General features: G+C 46.9%; 16 protein-coding genes. 8 read left to right on the top strand and 8 right to left on the bottom strand.

Annotated elements, in window-relative coordinates:
- Positions 1-19: 19 nt before the first annotated feature.
- Positions 20-568 (bottom strand): DUF1415 domain-containing protein, encoded by a 549-nt coding sequence (locus tag JFT56_RS06860; RefSeq protein ID WP_198782931.1) that lies wholly within the window; start codon positions 566-568, stop codon positions 20-22.
- 40 nt (positions 569-608) lie between these two features.
- Positions 609-1,202, bottom strand: coding sequence for a LysE family translocator (locus JFT56_RS06865; RefSeq protein ID WP_198782932.1), 594 nt, complete (start codon positions 1,200-1,202; stop codon positions 609-611).
- Between the two features lie 344 nt (positions 1,203-1,546).
- Between JFT56_RS06865 and JFT56_RS06870 the strand changes: the two genes are divergently transcribed.
- Complete coding sequence (locus JFT56_RS06870) at positions 1,547-2,152, top strand: DUF4136 domain-containing protein (RefSeq protein WP_198782933.1); 606 nt, start codon at positions 1,547-1,549, stop codon at positions 2,150-2,152.
- Between the two features lie 231 nt (positions 2,153-2,383).
- The gene (locus JFT56_RS06875) at positions 2,384-2,782 is read left to right on the top strand and encodes a VOC family protein (RefSeq protein ID WP_198782934.1); all 399 of its coding nucleotides are present in this window, start codon (positions 2,384-2,386) and stop codon (positions 2,780-2,782) included.
- Between the two features lie 112 nt (positions 2,783-2,894).
- On the opposite strand, the gene JFT56_RS06880 is transcribed toward JFT56_RS06875, so the two are convergent.
- Both JFT56_RS06880 and JFT56_RS06885 read right to left on the bottom strand, forming a co-directional pair.
- Positions 2,895-3,464 carry a hypothetical protein gene (locus JFT56_RS06880; protein WP_198782935.1) on the bottom strand — a complete coding sequence of 190 codons (570 nt, stop codon included), beginning with the start codon at positions 3,462-3,464 and terminating at the stop codon, positions 2,895-2,897.
- Between the two features lie 311 nt (positions 3,465-3,775).
- On the bottom strand, positions 3,776-4,600 hold the full coding sequence (locus tag JFT56_RS06885; RefSeq protein WP_198782936.1) for a DUF2797 domain-containing protein: 825 nt from the start codon (positions 4,598-4,600) through the stop codon (positions 3,776-3,778).
- 334 nt (positions 4,601-4,934) lie between these two features.
- Between JFT56_RS06885 and JFT56_RS06890 the strand changes: the two genes are divergently transcribed.
- Positions 4,935-5,822, top strand: a complete 888-nt coding sequence (locus JFT56_RS06890) for a DMT family transporter (RefSeq protein WP_198782937.1) — start codon at positions 4,935-4,937, stop codon at positions 5,820-5,822.
- A gap of 88 nt (positions 5,823-5,910) precedes the next feature.
- Here JFT56_RS06890 and JFT56_RS06895 read toward each other — a convergent pair whose 3' ends face one another.
- Positions 5,911-6,411 (bottom strand): glycine cleavage system protein R, encoded by a 501-nt coding sequence (locus tag JFT56_RS06895; protein WP_198782938.1) that lies wholly within the window; start codon positions 6,409-6,411, stop codon positions 5,911-5,913.
- Between the two features lie 199 nt (positions 6,412-6,610).
- Between JFT56_RS06895 and JFT56_RS06900 the strand changes: the two genes are divergently transcribed.
- The 4 genes from JFT56_RS06900 (at position 6,611) to phoU (ending at position 12,223) form a co-directional block, all read left to right on the top strand.
- Entirely contained in the window at positions 6,611-8,869 is a 2,259-nt protein-coding gene (locus tag JFT56_RS06900) for an ABC transporter permease subunit (protein ID WP_198782939.1), read from the top strand.
- A 59-nt stretch (positions 8,870-8,928) separates the two neighbouring features.
- Positions 8,929-10,587 carry a phosphate ABC transporter permease PstA gene (pstA, locus tag JFT56_RS06905; protein ID WP_198782940.1) on the top strand — a complete coding sequence of 553 codons (1,659 nt, stop codon included), beginning with the start codon at positions 8,929-8,931 and terminating at the stop codon, positions 10,585-10,587.
- 33 nt (positions 10,588-10,620) lie between these two features.
- The gene (pstB, locus tag JFT56_RS06910) at positions 10,621-11,439 is read left to right on the top strand and encodes a phosphate ABC transporter ATP-binding protein PstB (protein WP_198782941.1); all 819 of its coding nucleotides are present in this window, start codon (positions 10,621-10,623) and stop codon (positions 11,437-11,439) included.
- Positions 11,440-11,512: 73 nt separating this feature from the next.
- On the top strand, positions 11,513-12,223 hold the full coding sequence (gene phoU, locus JFT56_RS06915; protein WP_198782942.1) for a phosphate signaling complex protein PhoU: 711 nt from the start codon (positions 11,513-11,515) through the stop codon (positions 12,221-12,223).
- A 253-nt stretch (positions 12,224-12,476) separates the two neighbouring features.
- On the opposite strand, the gene JFT56_RS06920 is transcribed toward phoU, so the two are convergent.
- From JFT56_RS06920 to JFT56_RS06930, 3 genes are all read right to left on the bottom strand, one after another.
- Complete coding sequence (locus tag JFT56_RS06920) at positions 12,477-12,845, bottom strand: hypothetical protein (RefSeq protein ID WP_198782943.1); 369 nt, start codon at positions 12,843-12,845, stop codon at positions 12,477-12,479.
- Positions 12,846-13,395: 550 nt separating this feature from the next.
- Positions 13,396-14,430, bottom strand: a complete 1,035-nt coding sequence (locus JFT56_RS06925; protein WP_198782944.1) for a transposase — start codon at positions 14,428-14,430, stop codon at positions 13,396-13,398.
- Positions 14,431-14,569: 139 nt separating this feature from the next.
- Positions 14,570-14,965: a VOC family protein gene (locus JFT56_RS06930; protein ID WP_198782945.1), complete on the bottom strand. Its 396-nt coding sequence runs from the start codon at positions 14,963-14,965 to the stop codon at positions 14,570-14,572.
- A 158-nt stretch (positions 14,966-15,123) separates the two neighbouring features.
- Here JFT56_RS06930 and JFT56_RS06935 point away from each other — a divergent pair, with 158 nt between their 5' ends.
- Positions 15,124-15,729: a DUF502 domain-containing protein gene (locus tag JFT56_RS06935; protein ID WP_198782946.1), complete on the top strand. Its 606-nt coding sequence runs from the start codon at positions 15,124-15,126 to the stop codon at positions 15,727-15,729.
- Positions 15,730-15,988 lie beyond the last annotated feature (259 nt).

Below are 15,988 nucleotides of genomic sequence, written 5' to 3' on the forward strand. Positions count from 1 at the left end.
TCTAAATAATCAATGCAGGTTATTTACCCATGCACTCTGCTAACAACTTAACGAAAAAGTCGCTACCTTTGCGCTCGCAAAAGGCGATATTGCGCTCTGGAATAGATTCGGGATCGGTATAGCTGGCTAAGGCTAACTCCATGCTGGCTTCGCGGATAATATGCAGGGTTGGGTAGGGCGCGCGGTTGGTAAAATTGGCCGGGGCGTCCTGTGGTTCACCATCGAAACAGTAATCGGGGTGGAAGGTGGCGAGTTGATAAACCCCTTCATATTCGTTGTCGATTAACTCGTCATTGGCCAGATCGACAAGGTCGAGGAAGGCATAAAAGCCCTCAAAACCTCGGGGCAGAATAAACAGCGTGGTTTCGGCTTCGGGGTGCGTGTCGAGATATTGGCATTCTTCGATCAATGCCTTAAGCACAAGCTTAACCTTAGTCTGCTCCATCACATGATAGCGAATACTGCCACGCTCGACTTCTCGTCTGGCGAAGGGGCAAATATTGTATTTCATGATCACTTTTTTGACCCAGTTATCGGTTTGTTGCGTGATCAGGTCAAGTTCATTCATAGTGGATTTGGGCTCTGGGTTTTACTGCTGGCATAAAAAACTAGGGGGCGATCATAGGGATGATAGACGCCACAAGCAAGACTGCCATAGTGATATTAAAGATCTTCTGTTGGCGCTCATTTTTTAAAATGCGTTTAAGGGCCACGCCAAACCCCAGCCAAACCACGGCGCAGGGGAAGGCGACACATAAAAATACCATCGCAATAGTGATTATCTGCGGGGTTAAATCTTGCTGCACTGAGGTAAAAGTGGCAATCGCGCCCACGGCCATGATCCAACCCTTAGGATTCACCCACTGAAAGGCCGCCGCTTGAATAAAACTAAAGGGTTTAGCCACGGTTTTACCTTCCATCTTGCTACTGCTGTTGGCAATCAGCCAAGAGAGATACAAAAGGTAACCTATACCAACGACTTTAATGATTTGGTGAATGATAGGATAGGCTTGGAACAGTGCGCTTAAGCCTAAGCCTATGGCGAGGATCATGGTCGGAAAGCCAAGGCTGATGCCCATCAAATGCGGAATACTGCGTTTAACCCCAAAATTCACGCCCGATGTCATTAACATTATATTGTTCGGCCCTGGGGTGATCCCCGAAGAAAAGGCAAACAGCGCGATAGCGAGTATTAACTCCATAGATAGATCTCACACCTTTGGTTTTGATTTTATGGCATTGTGATTTAAGGGGATGTAGCCGTCTGCAAATTAACTGTCTGGAATTTAACTGCCAGTCATTTAACCGCCGGCAATAGCGCAATCCACCATCCTGAGCCGTTGCAGGCGAAGCATTCTAGCGGTTAAAGAGCACCGCGCCTATATGACAGAATGAGTTTATAAAGTAAAAATAATAACAAAATATGTTTAGGCGATACCCTATCGGGATAAATGGATTTAACACTATGATGCATATTGACTTTCGGTCTTAGAAATAACAACTATCCTTAAGTTTTCAAAAATAATAGAGGTAAGGGAGCAAGAGTATGAGTGCACTACAGCAAGTTTGCCGCCAATTCGTATTACTCGTGTGTGGCCTACTGAGTCTTACGGCCTGTGTGAGTATGGATGACAATGCACAGCCGCTCAGAACCACTATAGTCATGTCGGGCGATCTGAGTCAGCTACCGTCATCTGCCATGACCTACAGTTGGCATCCGCAGTTGCAAAAAATCTTTGTTGACGACCGCTTGGATAAGCAAGTCGTATTGAAACATATGCAAGATACCCTCAAAAAATCCATGCTGAGTAAGGGATATCGCTGGGTTGAAGATCCACTGTTGGCGGATTTCCAGGTGGGGTTTGGTGTCGCCATGGGAACTGAAATGACGGATGAGCAAATTTTAGCCGCGGCGGGGCTTGTCGCAGGCCTATCGACCGAGGGGGTAAATACTAAAAAATATGATAAAGGTTCGATTCTGATCAGCTTTTTTAGGCCTATTGGCGTTGCCGGACAACCCTATGAAATGGTGTGGCGGGTATTAGCCCAAGGTTTTGCCAATATTAAAGATATGGATGAGCTTACTGAGAGGTTTGATGGATTAGTCGATGAAATGTTGTTATCGCTACCTGCAACCCAAGCGGTGCAATAGCACTGTTATCTCGGCGCTGTTATCTTGGCACTGTTTATAAGTGGCATTAGTAAGGTGGCAGGCATAAGGCGACAGTCGTGAGGCGAGTAAGATACTCGCCTTATGATCTTGCGGGAACACGAGTTTAGGATGCCGTAATTATTGGTAGAGTGTTCACTGAACCTACAGATTACAGGCATTTTACAGGACTGGGATGTTACGCCCGCTGAGGATTTATAAAGGGAGATTATGATGGCGCAAAGTATCTTTGTTAATTTAGCGGTTGAAAGTGTTCAGAAATCACGGGTTTTTTACTCCGGCCTGGGTTTTGGTATCAATGAGCAATACAGCAATGAGCAGGCTGCCTGCGTCGTTATTGCGGACAATATTTTTGTGATGCTGCTGGCTAAGCCGTTTTTCTCAGGTTTTACGGATAAGGCCATTGCCGATGCCCATTCTATTACTGAGGTGCTCAACTGTCTTGACTGTGAAAGTCGGCAGCGTGTCGACCAACTGGTGAAGCTCGCAGAGCAACATGGCGGCAAAGCCTACCGTGAAGCCAAGGAGCAAGGTTTTATGTATGGCCATGGCTTTGAAGATCCCGATGGGCATATCTGGGAACTTGTCTATATGCCAGCGCAAGTCGGTTAGTGCATCCTCTTGCACACTCCTCTAAACCAAGCTTGTCCAATAATAGCGCGCGTTGCGTGAGGCCTAAGCTGTACACAACGCAGCGCGCCTATGTTTAATTAACCAGCCTATCTTAAGCTGGCTTTTTCCCTCGGTTGGATATATGAGTCTCAAGAAATTCCTTTATAAAATCAAAATCATCCACATTTATTTCCCTAGGCGTGAACGACACTTGGCCGGAAATGTGGGTAAAGTTGATCGTCAAGGTGCGTATGCCTCTGCGTTTTGAGTATTTTGTACTGGCAATCTCATCCAAAGGGACAAACTGCTGCTTCATTTCAAAAAGATGAAATTCGGCATCGTAAACATGAAAAATGAGGCCTTCTTGATAGATATCGATGTAATAGCCATCAGGTCCCGCTTCGGCAAATTTCCTCTGTTCATCTTTAGCGGCTTTGCCTAGTCTTATCGATTCAGAAATGATCATGAAGACGAAGAAAAATGCCACCACAACGGCTAAAACGACAACAATTGTAAATCCTATATCCCATGGTTCTTCTGATAGCGATGCCGTCAATTCCTTCCAAGGGCCGCTTGCTATTATCAGCGGGATTATCAAGAGCAAAAATATTCCAGATTGCTTACTACGTAATTTTTGCTGGAATGCACAGCGACGGATAAAATTTTGAGGTCCTTGTTTCATAAAGTATTTTCCATATAAATATTTTTACCGTGGAGAAGCCGAGCGCCATTTTCATCCATATGAACGCAGGGCGTGAGTGCTAATGAGTTATTGCAAGATGAGGGTAATCAATCGTGCTAAATACTGGGACTGCACCAATGTTTTGGGTATGAGCCTGTTGAGGTTCTATTCTCTGCATGTCGTTCAGCATATCGACGTTCTACTTAAGCTATCTAGACGCTTTACTACTGTCATCTAACGGTTTAGTAATGAGTGTGCTGACAGCCATAATGGATTCCAACACACTCATTTGACATGAATTTTAACTTATATCAGTCAGTTAATGCCACACTCACTTCATAGGCGCTAAATTTACGGATATTAATCACACCGGTATCGAAGATTAAATATTGGCCTTTAATGCCCTGCAAAATCCCGCTGACAACGGCTTCCTTGTCAAAATTATGGGAGGTGATTTTTTTCGGGAAAGCGTCAATCGGATAATGAATGGCTTGGATCTCTGCCCGCAAGCGCTCGATACTGTAATCCCCTTTTTGCATGCCGATTTCGTGCAACTTAGCCTCAATCAGGGGGATCAGTTCTGCCGCCTTTTCGGTTAAATCTATATCCTCGGCGTGGCCCTTGAGCATCGCTTGCCAATGGGTTTTGTCGTTAATCAGTTTCGCCAGTTCCACTTCCACTAGGCCAGAAATTTGCCGAGTAGCGACCTTAAATATCGGTAAACCTTGGGTGGCCCCTTGGTCTATCCAGCGGGTGGGTAGCTGCGTATGGCGGGTGATACCCACTTTGATGCCCGAGGTATTAGACAAATAAACATAATGCGGCACAAAACAATGGCTCTGGGCCCACTCTGGCTCCCGGCAAGTGCCTTGATCGAAATGACAGGTTTCTGGCTTCATGATGCACATATCGCAACTGGCGAGTTTTTGCATACAGACAAAGCAGTGGCCTTGGGAATAGCTTTTCTTGGTTTTTTTACCGCAGTTACAGCAGAAGATATTACCCGTGTGAGTTAAAGTTAATTGTTTTCCAATCAATGGATTGAGCGGTAATAATCCATCACCGACAACCAGTTGATATTGCACTAGCTGCGCGTCATCTAAATGTGCGCGCATTTTTTTTAGCGTTCCTAACATGGGTATTCCTAGTTTTGATAATGTCCTGAGTCAGATAAGGACATCATTAGCGAATTTTGTGCGTTCGTTATTGCTTGGCGTGCAGTATACAAGATTATCCAAGCCAGTTTAGATAGGCTTTTCGATAAATGAGCCGATAAGTGAGGCGGTATCACTGGCGAAGCAAACTGATTCAGTGTTTTTAAATGAGATCCTCAGCCAAGCTAAGAGCTTGCAGTTGCGTGCTAAAAAGTAACCATTCCAGAAATGGGTTAAGTACCTAGTTGCAACATATTTGGACAAGACTCCCGCATCTGGGTAATCTTGTGATCCCTTTGAATGCCGAGGTTTTATCTTGTCTGCCAACCTGTTATTACTGCTTGCCGCCGCCATTTGGGGCTTTGGATTTGTTGCTCAAACCTTAGGCATGGAACATCTCTCACCCTTTGCCTTTAATGGGTTGCGCTTTCTTATTGGCACCTTCTCCCTAGTGCCATTAGTCTGGTTTTTACATAGACAACATAAAATCCATGTGAGCACACCCAAGGAGTTTGCCATTGGCAGTGGTGTCGTGGGCTTACTGTTATTTGCGGGGGCGTCATTTCAGCAGGTGGGTTTACTCTATACCACGGCGGCGAATGCCGGATTTATCACCGGCTTATATATAGTGTTAGTGCCGATCTTGGGGTTGGCACTTAAACATGCCACGGGCGCTAATACTTGGGTAGGCTGTGCCATTGCTGCGCTTGGCCTGTATTTTTTAAGTGTTAAAGAGGGCATGACCATAGGTTATGGCGATGCGCTGCAGCTAGTCGGCGCCCTCTTTTGGGCGCTGCACATTTTAGCCGTTGATCATTTCGCTAAGCGAATTTCCCCTGTGTTGCTGGCGATGATGCAATTTTTGGTCTGCGGCGTACTCAGCCTAATGGTGTCGGCGGTGATTGAGGTGACGACCCTCGATGGTGTGCTGGCGGCCTGGGGTTCGCTTGCCTATGCGGGGCTGATCTCGGTGGGTATAGCCTACACACTGCAGGTTTTGGCGCAAAAGCATGCCCATCCCGCCCATGCCGCGATTATTCTTAGCTTGGAAACCGTATTTGCGGCCATAGGCGGCATTCTATTCTTAGGGGAAAGCTTAGGGATCCGCGCCTTGTTTGGCTGTGCCTTAATGTTGCTTGGTATGTTGATATCCCAAGTGCCGCTGCGGTATTTGATCAAGTCTAGGCACGAGAAAATCAGTTAATTTATCGGATAAAACGCCGCGATTTTATTCGCGGCGTTTTATCCGGCGATTGAGCCCCAGCCTTGTATCTTCGTGGAGTAGGGCGCCTTTAGCGGCTCAGTTTATCCAGCACTAAATCGTCACCGAGGGAATAGAGGGATTGCACCAGTTGGTCCTCTTGGGCAAGATCTGTCAGTCCAAGACCGATAGTCGCCCTAAAGAGGGCAATTCCAGTGTGACCTGCGGTTTCAAATTGGCTGCTAAATTGCTCAATATTGATCCCCAGCGCCGTGATCCTATTCGAAATATCCAGCACTAATCCGGGTCTATCGTAGGCTACTAGGCTATAGGTTAAGCGCTTAATGGGTTTTGGGACTATGGCGGTCTTGGAGTAGGTAAGGCTGAGATTGTCTATGCATTCTAGGGCCTCAATCAACTCATCCATCCGCATTGAGGGGATTTCGAGTAGTAAAATGGCGGCAAAAACCCCGTCGATATGGCGCAGCTCGGAGTCAAGCCAGTTGCCACCATGACGACTTACCGCATGGGCAATTTGCTCTACTAATCCTTTTCTATCAGGTGCTTGAAGTGTTATTAAGTATCGTAGCATGGCAAATGACTCCTATATTTTTGCAAAAGGCACCTGTTTTAAAACTGGGTGTAACACAACTGTCATCTTTGCGTCATATAATCCAACGCACTTAGAATGAAGGATGTTGTTATTGCTCAGTTTACGTTCAAACAGTGTAAGCATAGCAGTTTACGGATCCTAGCGAAAAACTCACAGGCTTTAATAATAGAGGTTCTTAATGGAAAGTCAGGTCACTCAACCTGGTTCTGCACCGCACAGTATGCTTAAAGGCGGGCGTTCAAGTCGCAGGGCATTTAAGGATAAAGCGGCTCAAGTCGGAGTCACTATTGGCGGCACTATGGTGTTTGTAGCCCTATTGCTGATTTTCTTCTATTTGTTGTACGTGATAAAACCCATTTTCGATAGTGCAGATGTCACACCCGTTAAGAGTGTGGGCTATCAGCATGCCGAGGTAGCGACCTTAATGGTGGGCGCCGATGAGCAGAATGAGGTGCTATACCGTGTGGCCGTTGACGGCCAAGTCGACTTTTACAGCGTTATCGACGGTAGCCTAGTTTCTAGCTTTACTCCGTCGTTGCCTGCGGGCGTGACGGTTACCACTGCCAGCGTTGCCGCGCCGAGTGAACAGCGTTTTGCCCTGGGTTTAAGCAATGGTCAGGCGCTCGTGATAGGCATTGAGTTTGGTTTAACGTATCCCGATAACAAACGCTTAATCACCCCTAAATTGCGTTATCCCGCCGGTGAAACCCCTATTACTGTGGATGAGTCTGGCAGTGGGCTCCATAAACTGAGCTTTACCTATACCTCAGACAAAATGAGCTTTGCCTATCAGGATGATCAGGGTGTTTGGCGTTTGAGCCGCCTCGAAGGTCAAGAAAATATGATGACCGAAGAAGTGGAATGGACCACAACTAACACCGTCATTCCCGATGCACCAAAGAAAGTGGCACATCAATTGATGACCCCTGATCAGCGTCAACTGATGCTGCAAATGGGCAATAAAGTGTTTATCTATAATATCCGTGATGCAGAAAGCATTGATTTAATGCAAGTGATTGATGCGGAAAAGGATAAGTCTAAGGTCAATAATATTGCTTTACTTGCAGGGGCGAGCTCTATTCTGGTCAGTTATGACACTGGCGTAGTGACTCAGTATTTCCAAGTGAATGGTCCAAAAGGGCGTTTATACCAAGAAATTCGTGAATTTAACGATCTAGCGCCTATCGCGTCTATTGCCTCCGAGTTTTACCGTAAGAGTTTTGCCGTAGTTAGCCCTGAGGGCGAATTGTCCCTGCTTTACACTACGAGCCAACGTGAACTGTTTGATGAAAAGTTTGATATTAAAAATCCCGGTGTGATGGGCTTTACTCCGCGCTCTAACGGCATAGTTGTCGAGGCCGATAAAAAGCTGAATATTTTCCATGTGGAGAACTCACACCCTGAGGTTTCTTGGAGTGCCTTGTGGAATAAGGTGTGGTACGAGGGATATCCAGAGCCTAAATTTGTGTGGCAATCCACCTCGGGCAGCGATGATTTTGAGGCTAAGTTAAGCCTAATGCCATTGGCCTTCGGTACTATGAAGGCGGCGTTTTATGCCATGTTATTTGCCGTGCCTTTGTCCATCGCTGGCGCTATCTATACCGCTTATTTTATGTCGCCCAAAGTGCGCGGCCTTGTTAAACCGACAATCGAAATTATGGAAGCCTTACCGACGGTTATCCTCGGCTTTTTAGCGGGTCTGTGGTTAGCGCCACTGATTGAGGAGCACCTACCGGGGATCCTGATTTTGCTCATCCTGTTGCCGTCATCCATCTTGACCTCTGCCTATGGCTGGAGCAAGTTGCCCGGCAGATGGAAACAACGTTTACCCGAGGTTTATCAAGAGCTGATGCTGATCCCAGTGATTTGTTTTGTGGGTTGGTTCTCCTTTGCGATAAGCCCCATGATCGAAGTGGCGCTATTTGATGGTAACACTCGTCAATTTATCACCAACGAGTTAGGCATCACCTTCGATCAACGTAACGCGCTGGTGGTGGGTATTGCCATGGGCTTTGCGGTGATCCCAACGATATTCTCGATTGCCGAAGATGCGATTTTCTCTGTGCCTCGCCACCTGTCCAACGGCAGTTTGGCCTTGGGCGCAACGCCTTGGCAGACACTGACTCGGGTGGTTTTGCTCACCGCAAGTCCGGGGATTTTCTCGGCGGTGATGATGGGCCTTGGCCGCGCAGTGGGTGAAACTATGATCGTGTTAATGGCAACGGGCAACACCGCCATCATGGAATGGAGCGTGTTTGAAGGTATGCGTACCCTGGCGGCTAATATCGCGGTGGAAATGCCAGAGTCGGCTATCGGTAGCTCGCATTACCGGGTGCTCTTCCTCGCGGCATTTGTGCTGTTCGTCTTTACCTTCTTCTTTAACACCATTGCAGAAGTGGTGAGACAGCGTCTACGTGAACGCTATAGCTCGCTGTAACGGAGATAAGATAATGACTTTAAATACTATTTCGCCAGTGACCTTGAGAGGTTTGTGCAATGGGTAAGTGGGTAAAATCAGGCTCGCCATGGATTTGGATGACGGGCGGCGCGGTGAGCATCAGTTTGATTGCAGTACTAGGCTTATTACTGCTGATTGCATGGCGCGGATTAAGCTATTTTTGGCCTGCGGATATTTATCAATGGGAACTTGAAGATAGCAGCGGAAACCGTTCGACCTTAATCGGTGAAATCTATGATAGGGAAGAAGTCCCCAGCGAGCGTTTGATTGCCGCCGGACATGTGTTTAAGCAAGACCCTGGCGAGTTTGTGACGCGTTACTTAGTCAAAACCGGTAACCGTGAATTTGTCGGTCTAGATTTCCGCTGGATATTAGCGACGGATATTCTTAGCCGCACAACGCCTAGCGACGTTGCCATGATTGAGCGGGCCAAAAACGGTAACTTTTACGGTTATCCCGTGGCCGTGATTGAAAATGGCAAACGTTTAGATCTAGTGAACGATGCCATTGAATCCTCCCTAGAGGAACATATTGAGCGCGCTGTGGCGTTATCGGATAAAGCGTTAAAACTGCAGAAGCAAGATATTGGCACTATTAACTATGCGATTGAAAAACTGCGTTTAAAAGAGCGCCGTTACGAGCTAGATGGGGAACTTACCGACAGCCGTAAGTTAGAGCTGGCTGCGGCGAAGGAGGCATTGCAACAAGATTACCTCGTGCTGGAGAAAGAGCTATTCGCCCTGCGGGACGAAGCGGCCCGTGACTCTGTGCTTGTCCGCGATATGCGCGGCGTCGAGGTCGAACTTAAGCTAGATACAGTGCTAGATGTCAGCTATGTCAATCACTTAGGTTTAATGGGCAAAATCAGCCATTGGTTTGTTGGCATGGGGCGTTTTCTGGTGGATGACCCCCGTGAGGCCAACACTGAGGGCGGTGTTTTCCCGGCTATCTTCGGCACTGTTTTCATGGTGTTACTGATGGCGGTCATAGTGACGCCATTTGGGGTTGTCGCCGCCATCTATTTGCATGAATACGCGAAGAAAGGCCCTATCACTAAGATGATCCGCATTGCGGTGATCAACTTAGCGGGCGTGCCATCGATTGTGTACGGTGTGTTTGGCTTAGGCTTCTTCGTTTATATGATGGGTGGTTCAATCGACCAGTTATTCTATGCCGAGGCATTACCGGCACCGACCTTTGGTTCGCCAGGGGTGATTTGGTCGGCATTAACCCTAGCGATTTTGACCTTGCCTGTGGTGATAGTCTCGACCGAAGAAGGTTTGAGCCGTATTCCGAGCGCTGTGCGTCAAGGCAGTTTGGCGCTTGGTGCAACTAAAGCAGAAACCCTGTGGCGGATTGTGATCCCCATGGCGAGCCCTGCGATTATGACTGGGCTTATTTTAGCGGTTGCCCGCGCCGCCGGTGAAGTGGCTCCGTTAATGCTGGTGGGGGTGGTGAAACTCGCGCCGACATTACCATTAGATTTAAACTTCCCGTTTGTGCATTTAGAACGTAAGTTCATGCACTTAGGGTTCCATATTTATGATGTGGGCTTCCAGAGTCCTAACGTTGAAGCGGCACGTCCTCTGGTATACGCAACGTCCTTCTTGCTAGTGACAGTGATTGTCGCGCTGAACTTGACGGCCATTAGTGTGCGTAACCACTTACGTGAAAAATATCGTTCGCTTGAGCATTAATCAGCGATTATCCTGAAAGTATTAGGACTGAATATGATTTCTATAGATTCGACAGCAATGAAAACCAATAACTTCGATTTAGCTAACTTAAGCCAAAGCGATACCGCTCTGGAGATCCGTAACTTAGACCTGCGCTATGGTGATAAGCAAGCGCTGTTTAATGTGTCGATGAAGATCCCCAAGAAGCAAGTGACGGCGTTTATCGGCCCCAGCGGTTGCGGTAAATCCACCTTACTGCGCTGCATTAACCGCATGAACGACTTAGTCGATAACTGCCATATCGACGGCGAAATATTGCTGCACGGTCAGAATATTTACGACAAGAAAATCGATGTGGCCGCACTGCGCCGCAACGTAGGCATGGTGTTCCAGCGTCCAAACCCATTCCCTAAGTCGATTTATGAGAACGTAGTGTATGGCCTGCGCTTGCAAGGCATTAATAATCGTCGTGAATTAGATGAGGCGGCGGAGCGTTCACTGCGCGGCGCAGCGATTTGGGACGAAGTGAAAGACCGTCTGCACGATAACGCCTTTGGTTTATCTGGCGGTCAGCAGCAACGTCTGGTGATTGCCCGCGCGATTGCGATTGAGCCAGAAGTGTTATTGCTCGATGAGCCCACCTCGGCCCTTGACCCGATCTCAACCTTGACGATTGAAGAGCTGATCACCGAGCTAAAAACCAAATACACAGTGGTTATCGTTACCCATAACATGCAACAGGCGGCGCGGGTGTCGGATCAAACCGCCTTTATGTATATGGGCGAATTAGTGGAATACGCCGATACCAATACCATTTTCACTACGCCGAAAAAACGTAAGACCGAAGACTACATTACCGGCCGTTACGGTTAATCAGTGATCAAATAAACGCCACTGTCTAGGCGAGAGCCTAGACCTTGAAACAGTTGAGTAAAAGGTTGGCCAAATGGAAAATATGAATTTAAGTAAGCACATCTCAGGGCAGTTTACCGCTGAGCTAGATGATATCCGCAACCGCGTCCTCGCTATGGGCGGCTTGGTTGAACGTCAGTTAGAGCAAGCTATCGATGCCCTAAGTACCTTAGATGCCGAGCTTGCCCAGCGAGTGATCGATGGCGACCATAAAGTCAATGGCATGGAAGTCTCTATCGACGAAGAATGCACCCGCATCATCGCTAAGCGTCAACCTGCGGCGAGCGACCTACGTCTGATCATCGCCATTTCCAAATCGATTGCCGATCTTGAGCGTATCGGTGATGCCTGTGTGCGTATTGCCAAAGCCGCATTAGATAAGCGTTTGAATAATCAGCAGCCATTATTGGTCAGCATTGAAAATATGGGCCGCCATGCGACCCGTATGTTACATGCGACCCTCGATGCGTTGGCGCGTATGGATGCCGATTCCGCACTGGAACTGCATAAGGAAGATGCCAAGCTGGACCGCGAATACGAAGGTATTATCCGTCAATTGATGACCTACATGATGGAAGATCCACGTTCTATCCCCGATGTACTCGATGTGCTTTGGGCGGCCCGTGCGGTTGAACGTGTCGGCGACCGTTGTAAAAATATCTGCGAATACATTATCTACTACGTCAAAGGCAAAGACGTTCGCCATACTTCCTACGAAGATATGGAAAAGGACATGAAAGGTTAAGATAAACGCTAACCTGTTGTGTTAAAACCATTTGCTGAATAAAACGCTCTCCAGTCCCTGTGGAGCGTTTTGCTTTTTATAGCTTTTAAAAGTGTATATAAAATAAATACTTAATACTTTGAGGTCGTTTATTTGCGGATTGAGTCAGTGTGTTATTAGCTGAGGGAAAAGCGTCATCTTGCGGGTCTAGCGAACTAATTCGCGCTTGCGAAACCCGCTCCGTCATTGGCAGCGGGGCTCGCCTGACGAATATTTACTCTGCATATCCTTTTCGCACTAAGGAAAAACCAACAACACATTTTGATAAACCCTGACCATCTTGATAACGGAATGCCACCTTCACATTTGGATTATCTAGTGCACCTTGCAATGCAGTTAGATGCTGTTCGGTCAGCACTCGACTGCCACAGGAGGTGCCGCCCCAGCGGTATTCCTCATAAACACCCGAGGATATTTTGGTGAGTGCTTTACCGTGGTACTGTAAGTAGGTATCTGCGCTGGTTGTGTTTATCTCAAGAAAAACCAAGGGGAAAGCCTCGGTATCCTCATCAGCCTGCACGCTGGTGGCTAACAGCCCGGAAATAACCGCTGCCGATAAGCCAATTACTTTTGCCAGTTTCATCTTTGACCTCCATTTTTATCTGCATTTGATAAATCAGATTAAACGTAGGTCTAAAGTTGTACGCCTGCCAGTTTTGGGACCATTGGTGCGGGCACAGTTTTGGTTAATCTGTACCATGGATAAGATAAAGTCTAAAAAATTAATATATAAATACAATAGGTAACGACTAACTGACACTTAACTTTACAGCTTCGGAGTAGAGCAGGGGGAAGTTAAAAATAATTGTAAAACTTTAAGTCTGGTCGCTTAACCACAAGCACATCTTGCTATGCAAGTGTCTAGAAAAAATATGCCTGTATTAAAAAATCCATCAGGGCTGTTAGCTCTGGCTGATAGGTGAGCCATGGCATGGATGCAAAAAAGCGGCCATGGGGTGGACGCTAGTCTCGTAAATCGCCGTGGCTTACCATTCCCTAGATCGGTGTAGCCTGTAAGTTTTAAAGAAAATACGCGAAACGCATTGGGACAAAAACGCGCTGAGTTGTCACGGAATTATCTTCATTTCGGATAAAAAAATAATCCCAAGAGCTGAATCGTGAGCGTTATGAGCCTAAGGGTGTAACGCTTGGCTTGATGCTTTACCTTTACACCATTTCCCGCTGTTGTGCTGCTTTTTAAACTCGCACATGCTATCCCATCGACCACTTATGCCACTGTATTGACGGCGAAATTCTTTGGCAGAAGTCAACCAAGCATCGGGCGCAATGCCTAATTCATTAAGCAGTTTGGGTCGTTGATTATCGATATAACCTTTTTTATCTTGGCGAATCGCTCTGCCTGTCCAATCTATCAGTTCCAGATAATCGGCAAAATGAAACGGAATACCAGATTGCTGACTTAGATGTGTTGAACCATCAAATGTGGCGAGGGACAGGTGTGTTGTTTGCGGTCGTTTATTTGCCGATTGAGCCAGAGTGTTAAGTGAGGGAAAAGCGTCATCTTGCGGGTCTAGCGAGCTAATTCGCTCTTGAATCGATGTAAAATCAGAGGATTGCAAAGAGTCAGCAATGCCCGCCCTGATTGGATTTAAATCCACATACATCATGCACACCAGCAAAGCTTGCTCATCTAACAGCGCTTGCGATTTAAACCGGCCTTCCCAAAAGGCGCCTTTACACTCATCTTCACGATTGGCCTTACGAGCAATTTCTTCATTTAAACAGCGCATAAACCAAGATATGCTGGATAAACGCTCATGCCACTCAGCGAGTAAGTCATCGAGTAGCATGACTTCACCGTCGATTAAAGCATCACCATTCATATACTTAGTGGCGACAGCATGGCCCTTAGTGATTTGGCACCAGCGGCTGATAATGTCTTTTTGCGTTAACGATTTCGCCTTCTCGACATTTATTTTAAGCACTAAATGATAGTGGTTACTCATCACCGCATAGGCGCAAATATCGATACAAAAGATAGCGGACAAGGCTTTGATTTTATCCACAATCCAGCCACGTCTATGCTCGTAACTACGACCAGTGAGTTTATCTTCTCCACACAAAAAAGCCCTACGAACACAGCGATTTATCACATGATAGAAAGGCGTCGCATTGGCATCAATTAACTGTCTTCTGGCCGAGGTCATCACAAACTCCACACCGACAAAATTAGGATAATTTAAAGCCTAGTAGAAGGCGTTGAAAAACACAAAAAGATGTGGCTGTCCCCGCTTTGAAACAGCTCTGTTCGTATCCTGCTAACAGAACTGACAGATGACACTTTACCTACTGCGCGCAGGCGGGCAGATATTCGGATAATTCCAGCAGATTACAATCTGGGTCGCGGATATAGACAGAGTTTATCCGGCCGGTGGCGCCGGTGCGCAGTACTGGGCCTTCAATGATCTCAACCTGAAGGGCGTTTAAATGGGCAATCACTTCTTCCATGCTGTGGCTGACCACAAAACACAAGTCGGCGCTGCCGGGGGTGGCGAGGGCGGCTTTAGGTTCAAACTCGGCGCCCGCTTGATGGAGATTGATTTTTTGATCGCCAAAACCTAAGGCGATGCGGCCTTGACCAAATACCGACTTTTTCATCCCTAATACGCTCTGATAGAAGGCGACGCTGGCCTCGATATCTTTTACGGTTAACACTAAATGGTCTAGGCGGGTCACGCGCATCTTACTGTCCTCAAGGCTAATTATTGTTATATGGCTTGCTTTGGCCTTACCTTACATCAAGTGCTGGTGCAAAAGTGACACTGTGGTAGCATTTAACGCGTTTTTGGGCGTAAATATTTTATGCCTTTTTTTTATCCCGTTGATTAAATGAGACTGTAATGAAGAAAACCTTAGCCCGTGGCTTAATGAATTTGCTCCCCATGGCGCTCAGCCTGTGGCTGTTTTGGTCACTGTTTGTGTCTTTAGATGGTTTAGGGATTTTTATTTTAGAGTTGGTAGGAATTAACCAACAGTTTGTCGGCTTAGGTTTTATGCTGGTGGTGGCCTTAGTCTTTGCGGTTGGCTTACTGTTTTCAGTCAGTCCAATTGTGTGGCTTTATGGTTGGCTTGAGCGCCAGTTGATGCGCTTCCCACTGTTTAAATCGGTTTATGGCAGTATCCGCGATATTGCCTCCTTGATGAATCGTGAAGGCAAGCCGACAAGCCAAAAGACTGTGTTAGTGAGGCAGGCGAACGGCAGTTTTGTGGTGGGATTTATTATGACAGACACGCCACCGCAGCCCTTGCTCGATGCGTTGCCAGAGGGGGATTGGGTGCCGGTATTATTCCAGCTAAGCTATCAAATGGCGGGGGTTACGAGCCTAGTCAAGCGGGATGATTTGATCCTCGTCGACTGGTCGTTTGAAGAGGCGATGCGCTTTAATTTAACGGCGGGCATTTCACAGACCCCACATTCGGCGACAGTTAACGCTAAACCTGCTTAACGGCTGTTTTGGTATTAAAAGTTAAAATAACCTTCTTTTGTGGTATAATTGCATGGCGACTTTGTTAGTCGCCATTTTTTATGCTGATTATTCCAACTGAACTTAGCGTTATGTTGTGGTGTTAAATGCCACGGGTACTATGCGCAGGTTTTTATCGTTTAAATACCTATACCCAAACAACCTTATTACATAGCTTCGTATATTGAGGTCGGTTGGATATAAGTATGAGATAACAAGGTATTGCAGCAATGTTGCCTAT

The sequence above is a fragment of the Shewanella putrefaciens genome, assembly GCF_016406305.1.
GTDB lineage: Bacteria > Pseudomonadota > Gammaproteobacteria > Enterobacterales > Shewanellaceae > Shewanella > Shewanella putrefaciens_C.

Bases quoted from the DNA above. Each gene is read 5' to 3' on its own strand.
- JFT56_RS06865 (WP_198782932.1), bottom strand. From the start codon at position 1,202: ATGGAGTTAATACTCGCTATCGCGCTGTTTGCCTTTTCTTCGGGGATC.
- JFT56_RS06930 (WP_198782945.1), bottom strand. From the start codon at position 14,965: ATGCGCGTGACCCGCCTAGACCATTTAGTGTTAACCGTAAAAGATATC.
- JFT56_RS06935 (WP_198782946.1), top strand. From the start codon at position 15,124: ATGAAGAAAACCTTAGCCCGTGGCTTAATGAATTTGCTCCCCATGGCG.
- JFT56_RS06925 (WP_198782944.1), bottom strand. From the start codon at position 14,430: ATGACCTCGGCCAGAAGACAGTTAATTGATGCCAATGCGACGCCTTTC.
- JFT56_RS06875 (WP_198782934.1), top strand. From the start codon at position 2,384: ATGGCGCAAAGTATCTTTGTTAATTTAGCGGTTGAAAGTGTTCAGAAA.
- JFT56_RS06870 (WP_198782933.1), top strand. From the start codon at position 1,547: ATGAGTGCACTACAGCAAGTTTGCCGCCAATTCGTATTACTCGTGTGT.
- pstB (WP_198782941.1), top strand. From the start codon at position 10,621: ATGATTTCTATAGATTCGACAGCAATGAAAACCAATAACTTCGATTTA.
- JFT56_RS06860 (WP_198782931.1), bottom strand. From the start codon at position 568: ATGAATGAACTTGACCTGATCACGCAACAAACCGATAACTGGGTCAAA.
- JFT56_RS06900 (WP_198782939.1), top strand. From the start codon at position 6,611: ATGGAAAGTCAGGTCACTCAACCTGGTTCTGCACCGCACAGTATGCTT.
- JFT56_RS06885 (WP_198782936.1), bottom strand. From the start codon at position 4,600: ATGTTAGGAACGCTAAAAAAAATGCGCGCACATTTAGATGACGCGCAG.
- JFT56_RS06880 (WP_198782935.1), bottom strand. From the start codon at position 3,464: ATGAAACAAGGACCTCAAAATTTTATCCGTCGCTGTGCATTCCAGCAA.
- pstA (WP_198782940.1), top strand. From the start codon at position 8,929: ATGGGTAAGTGGGTAAAATCAGGCTCGCCATGGATTTGGATGACGGGC.
- phoU (WP_198782942.1), top strand. From the start codon at position 11,513: ATGGAAAATATGAATTTAAGTAAGCACATCTCAGGGCAGTTTACCGCT.
- JFT56_RS06895 (WP_198782938.1), bottom strand. From the start codon at position 6,411: ATGCTACGATACTTAATAACACTTCAAGCACCTGATAGAAAAGGATTA.
- JFT56_RS06920 (WP_198782943.1), bottom strand. From the start codon at position 12,845: ATGAAACTGGCAAAAGTAATTGGCTTATCGGCAGCGGTTATTTCCGGG.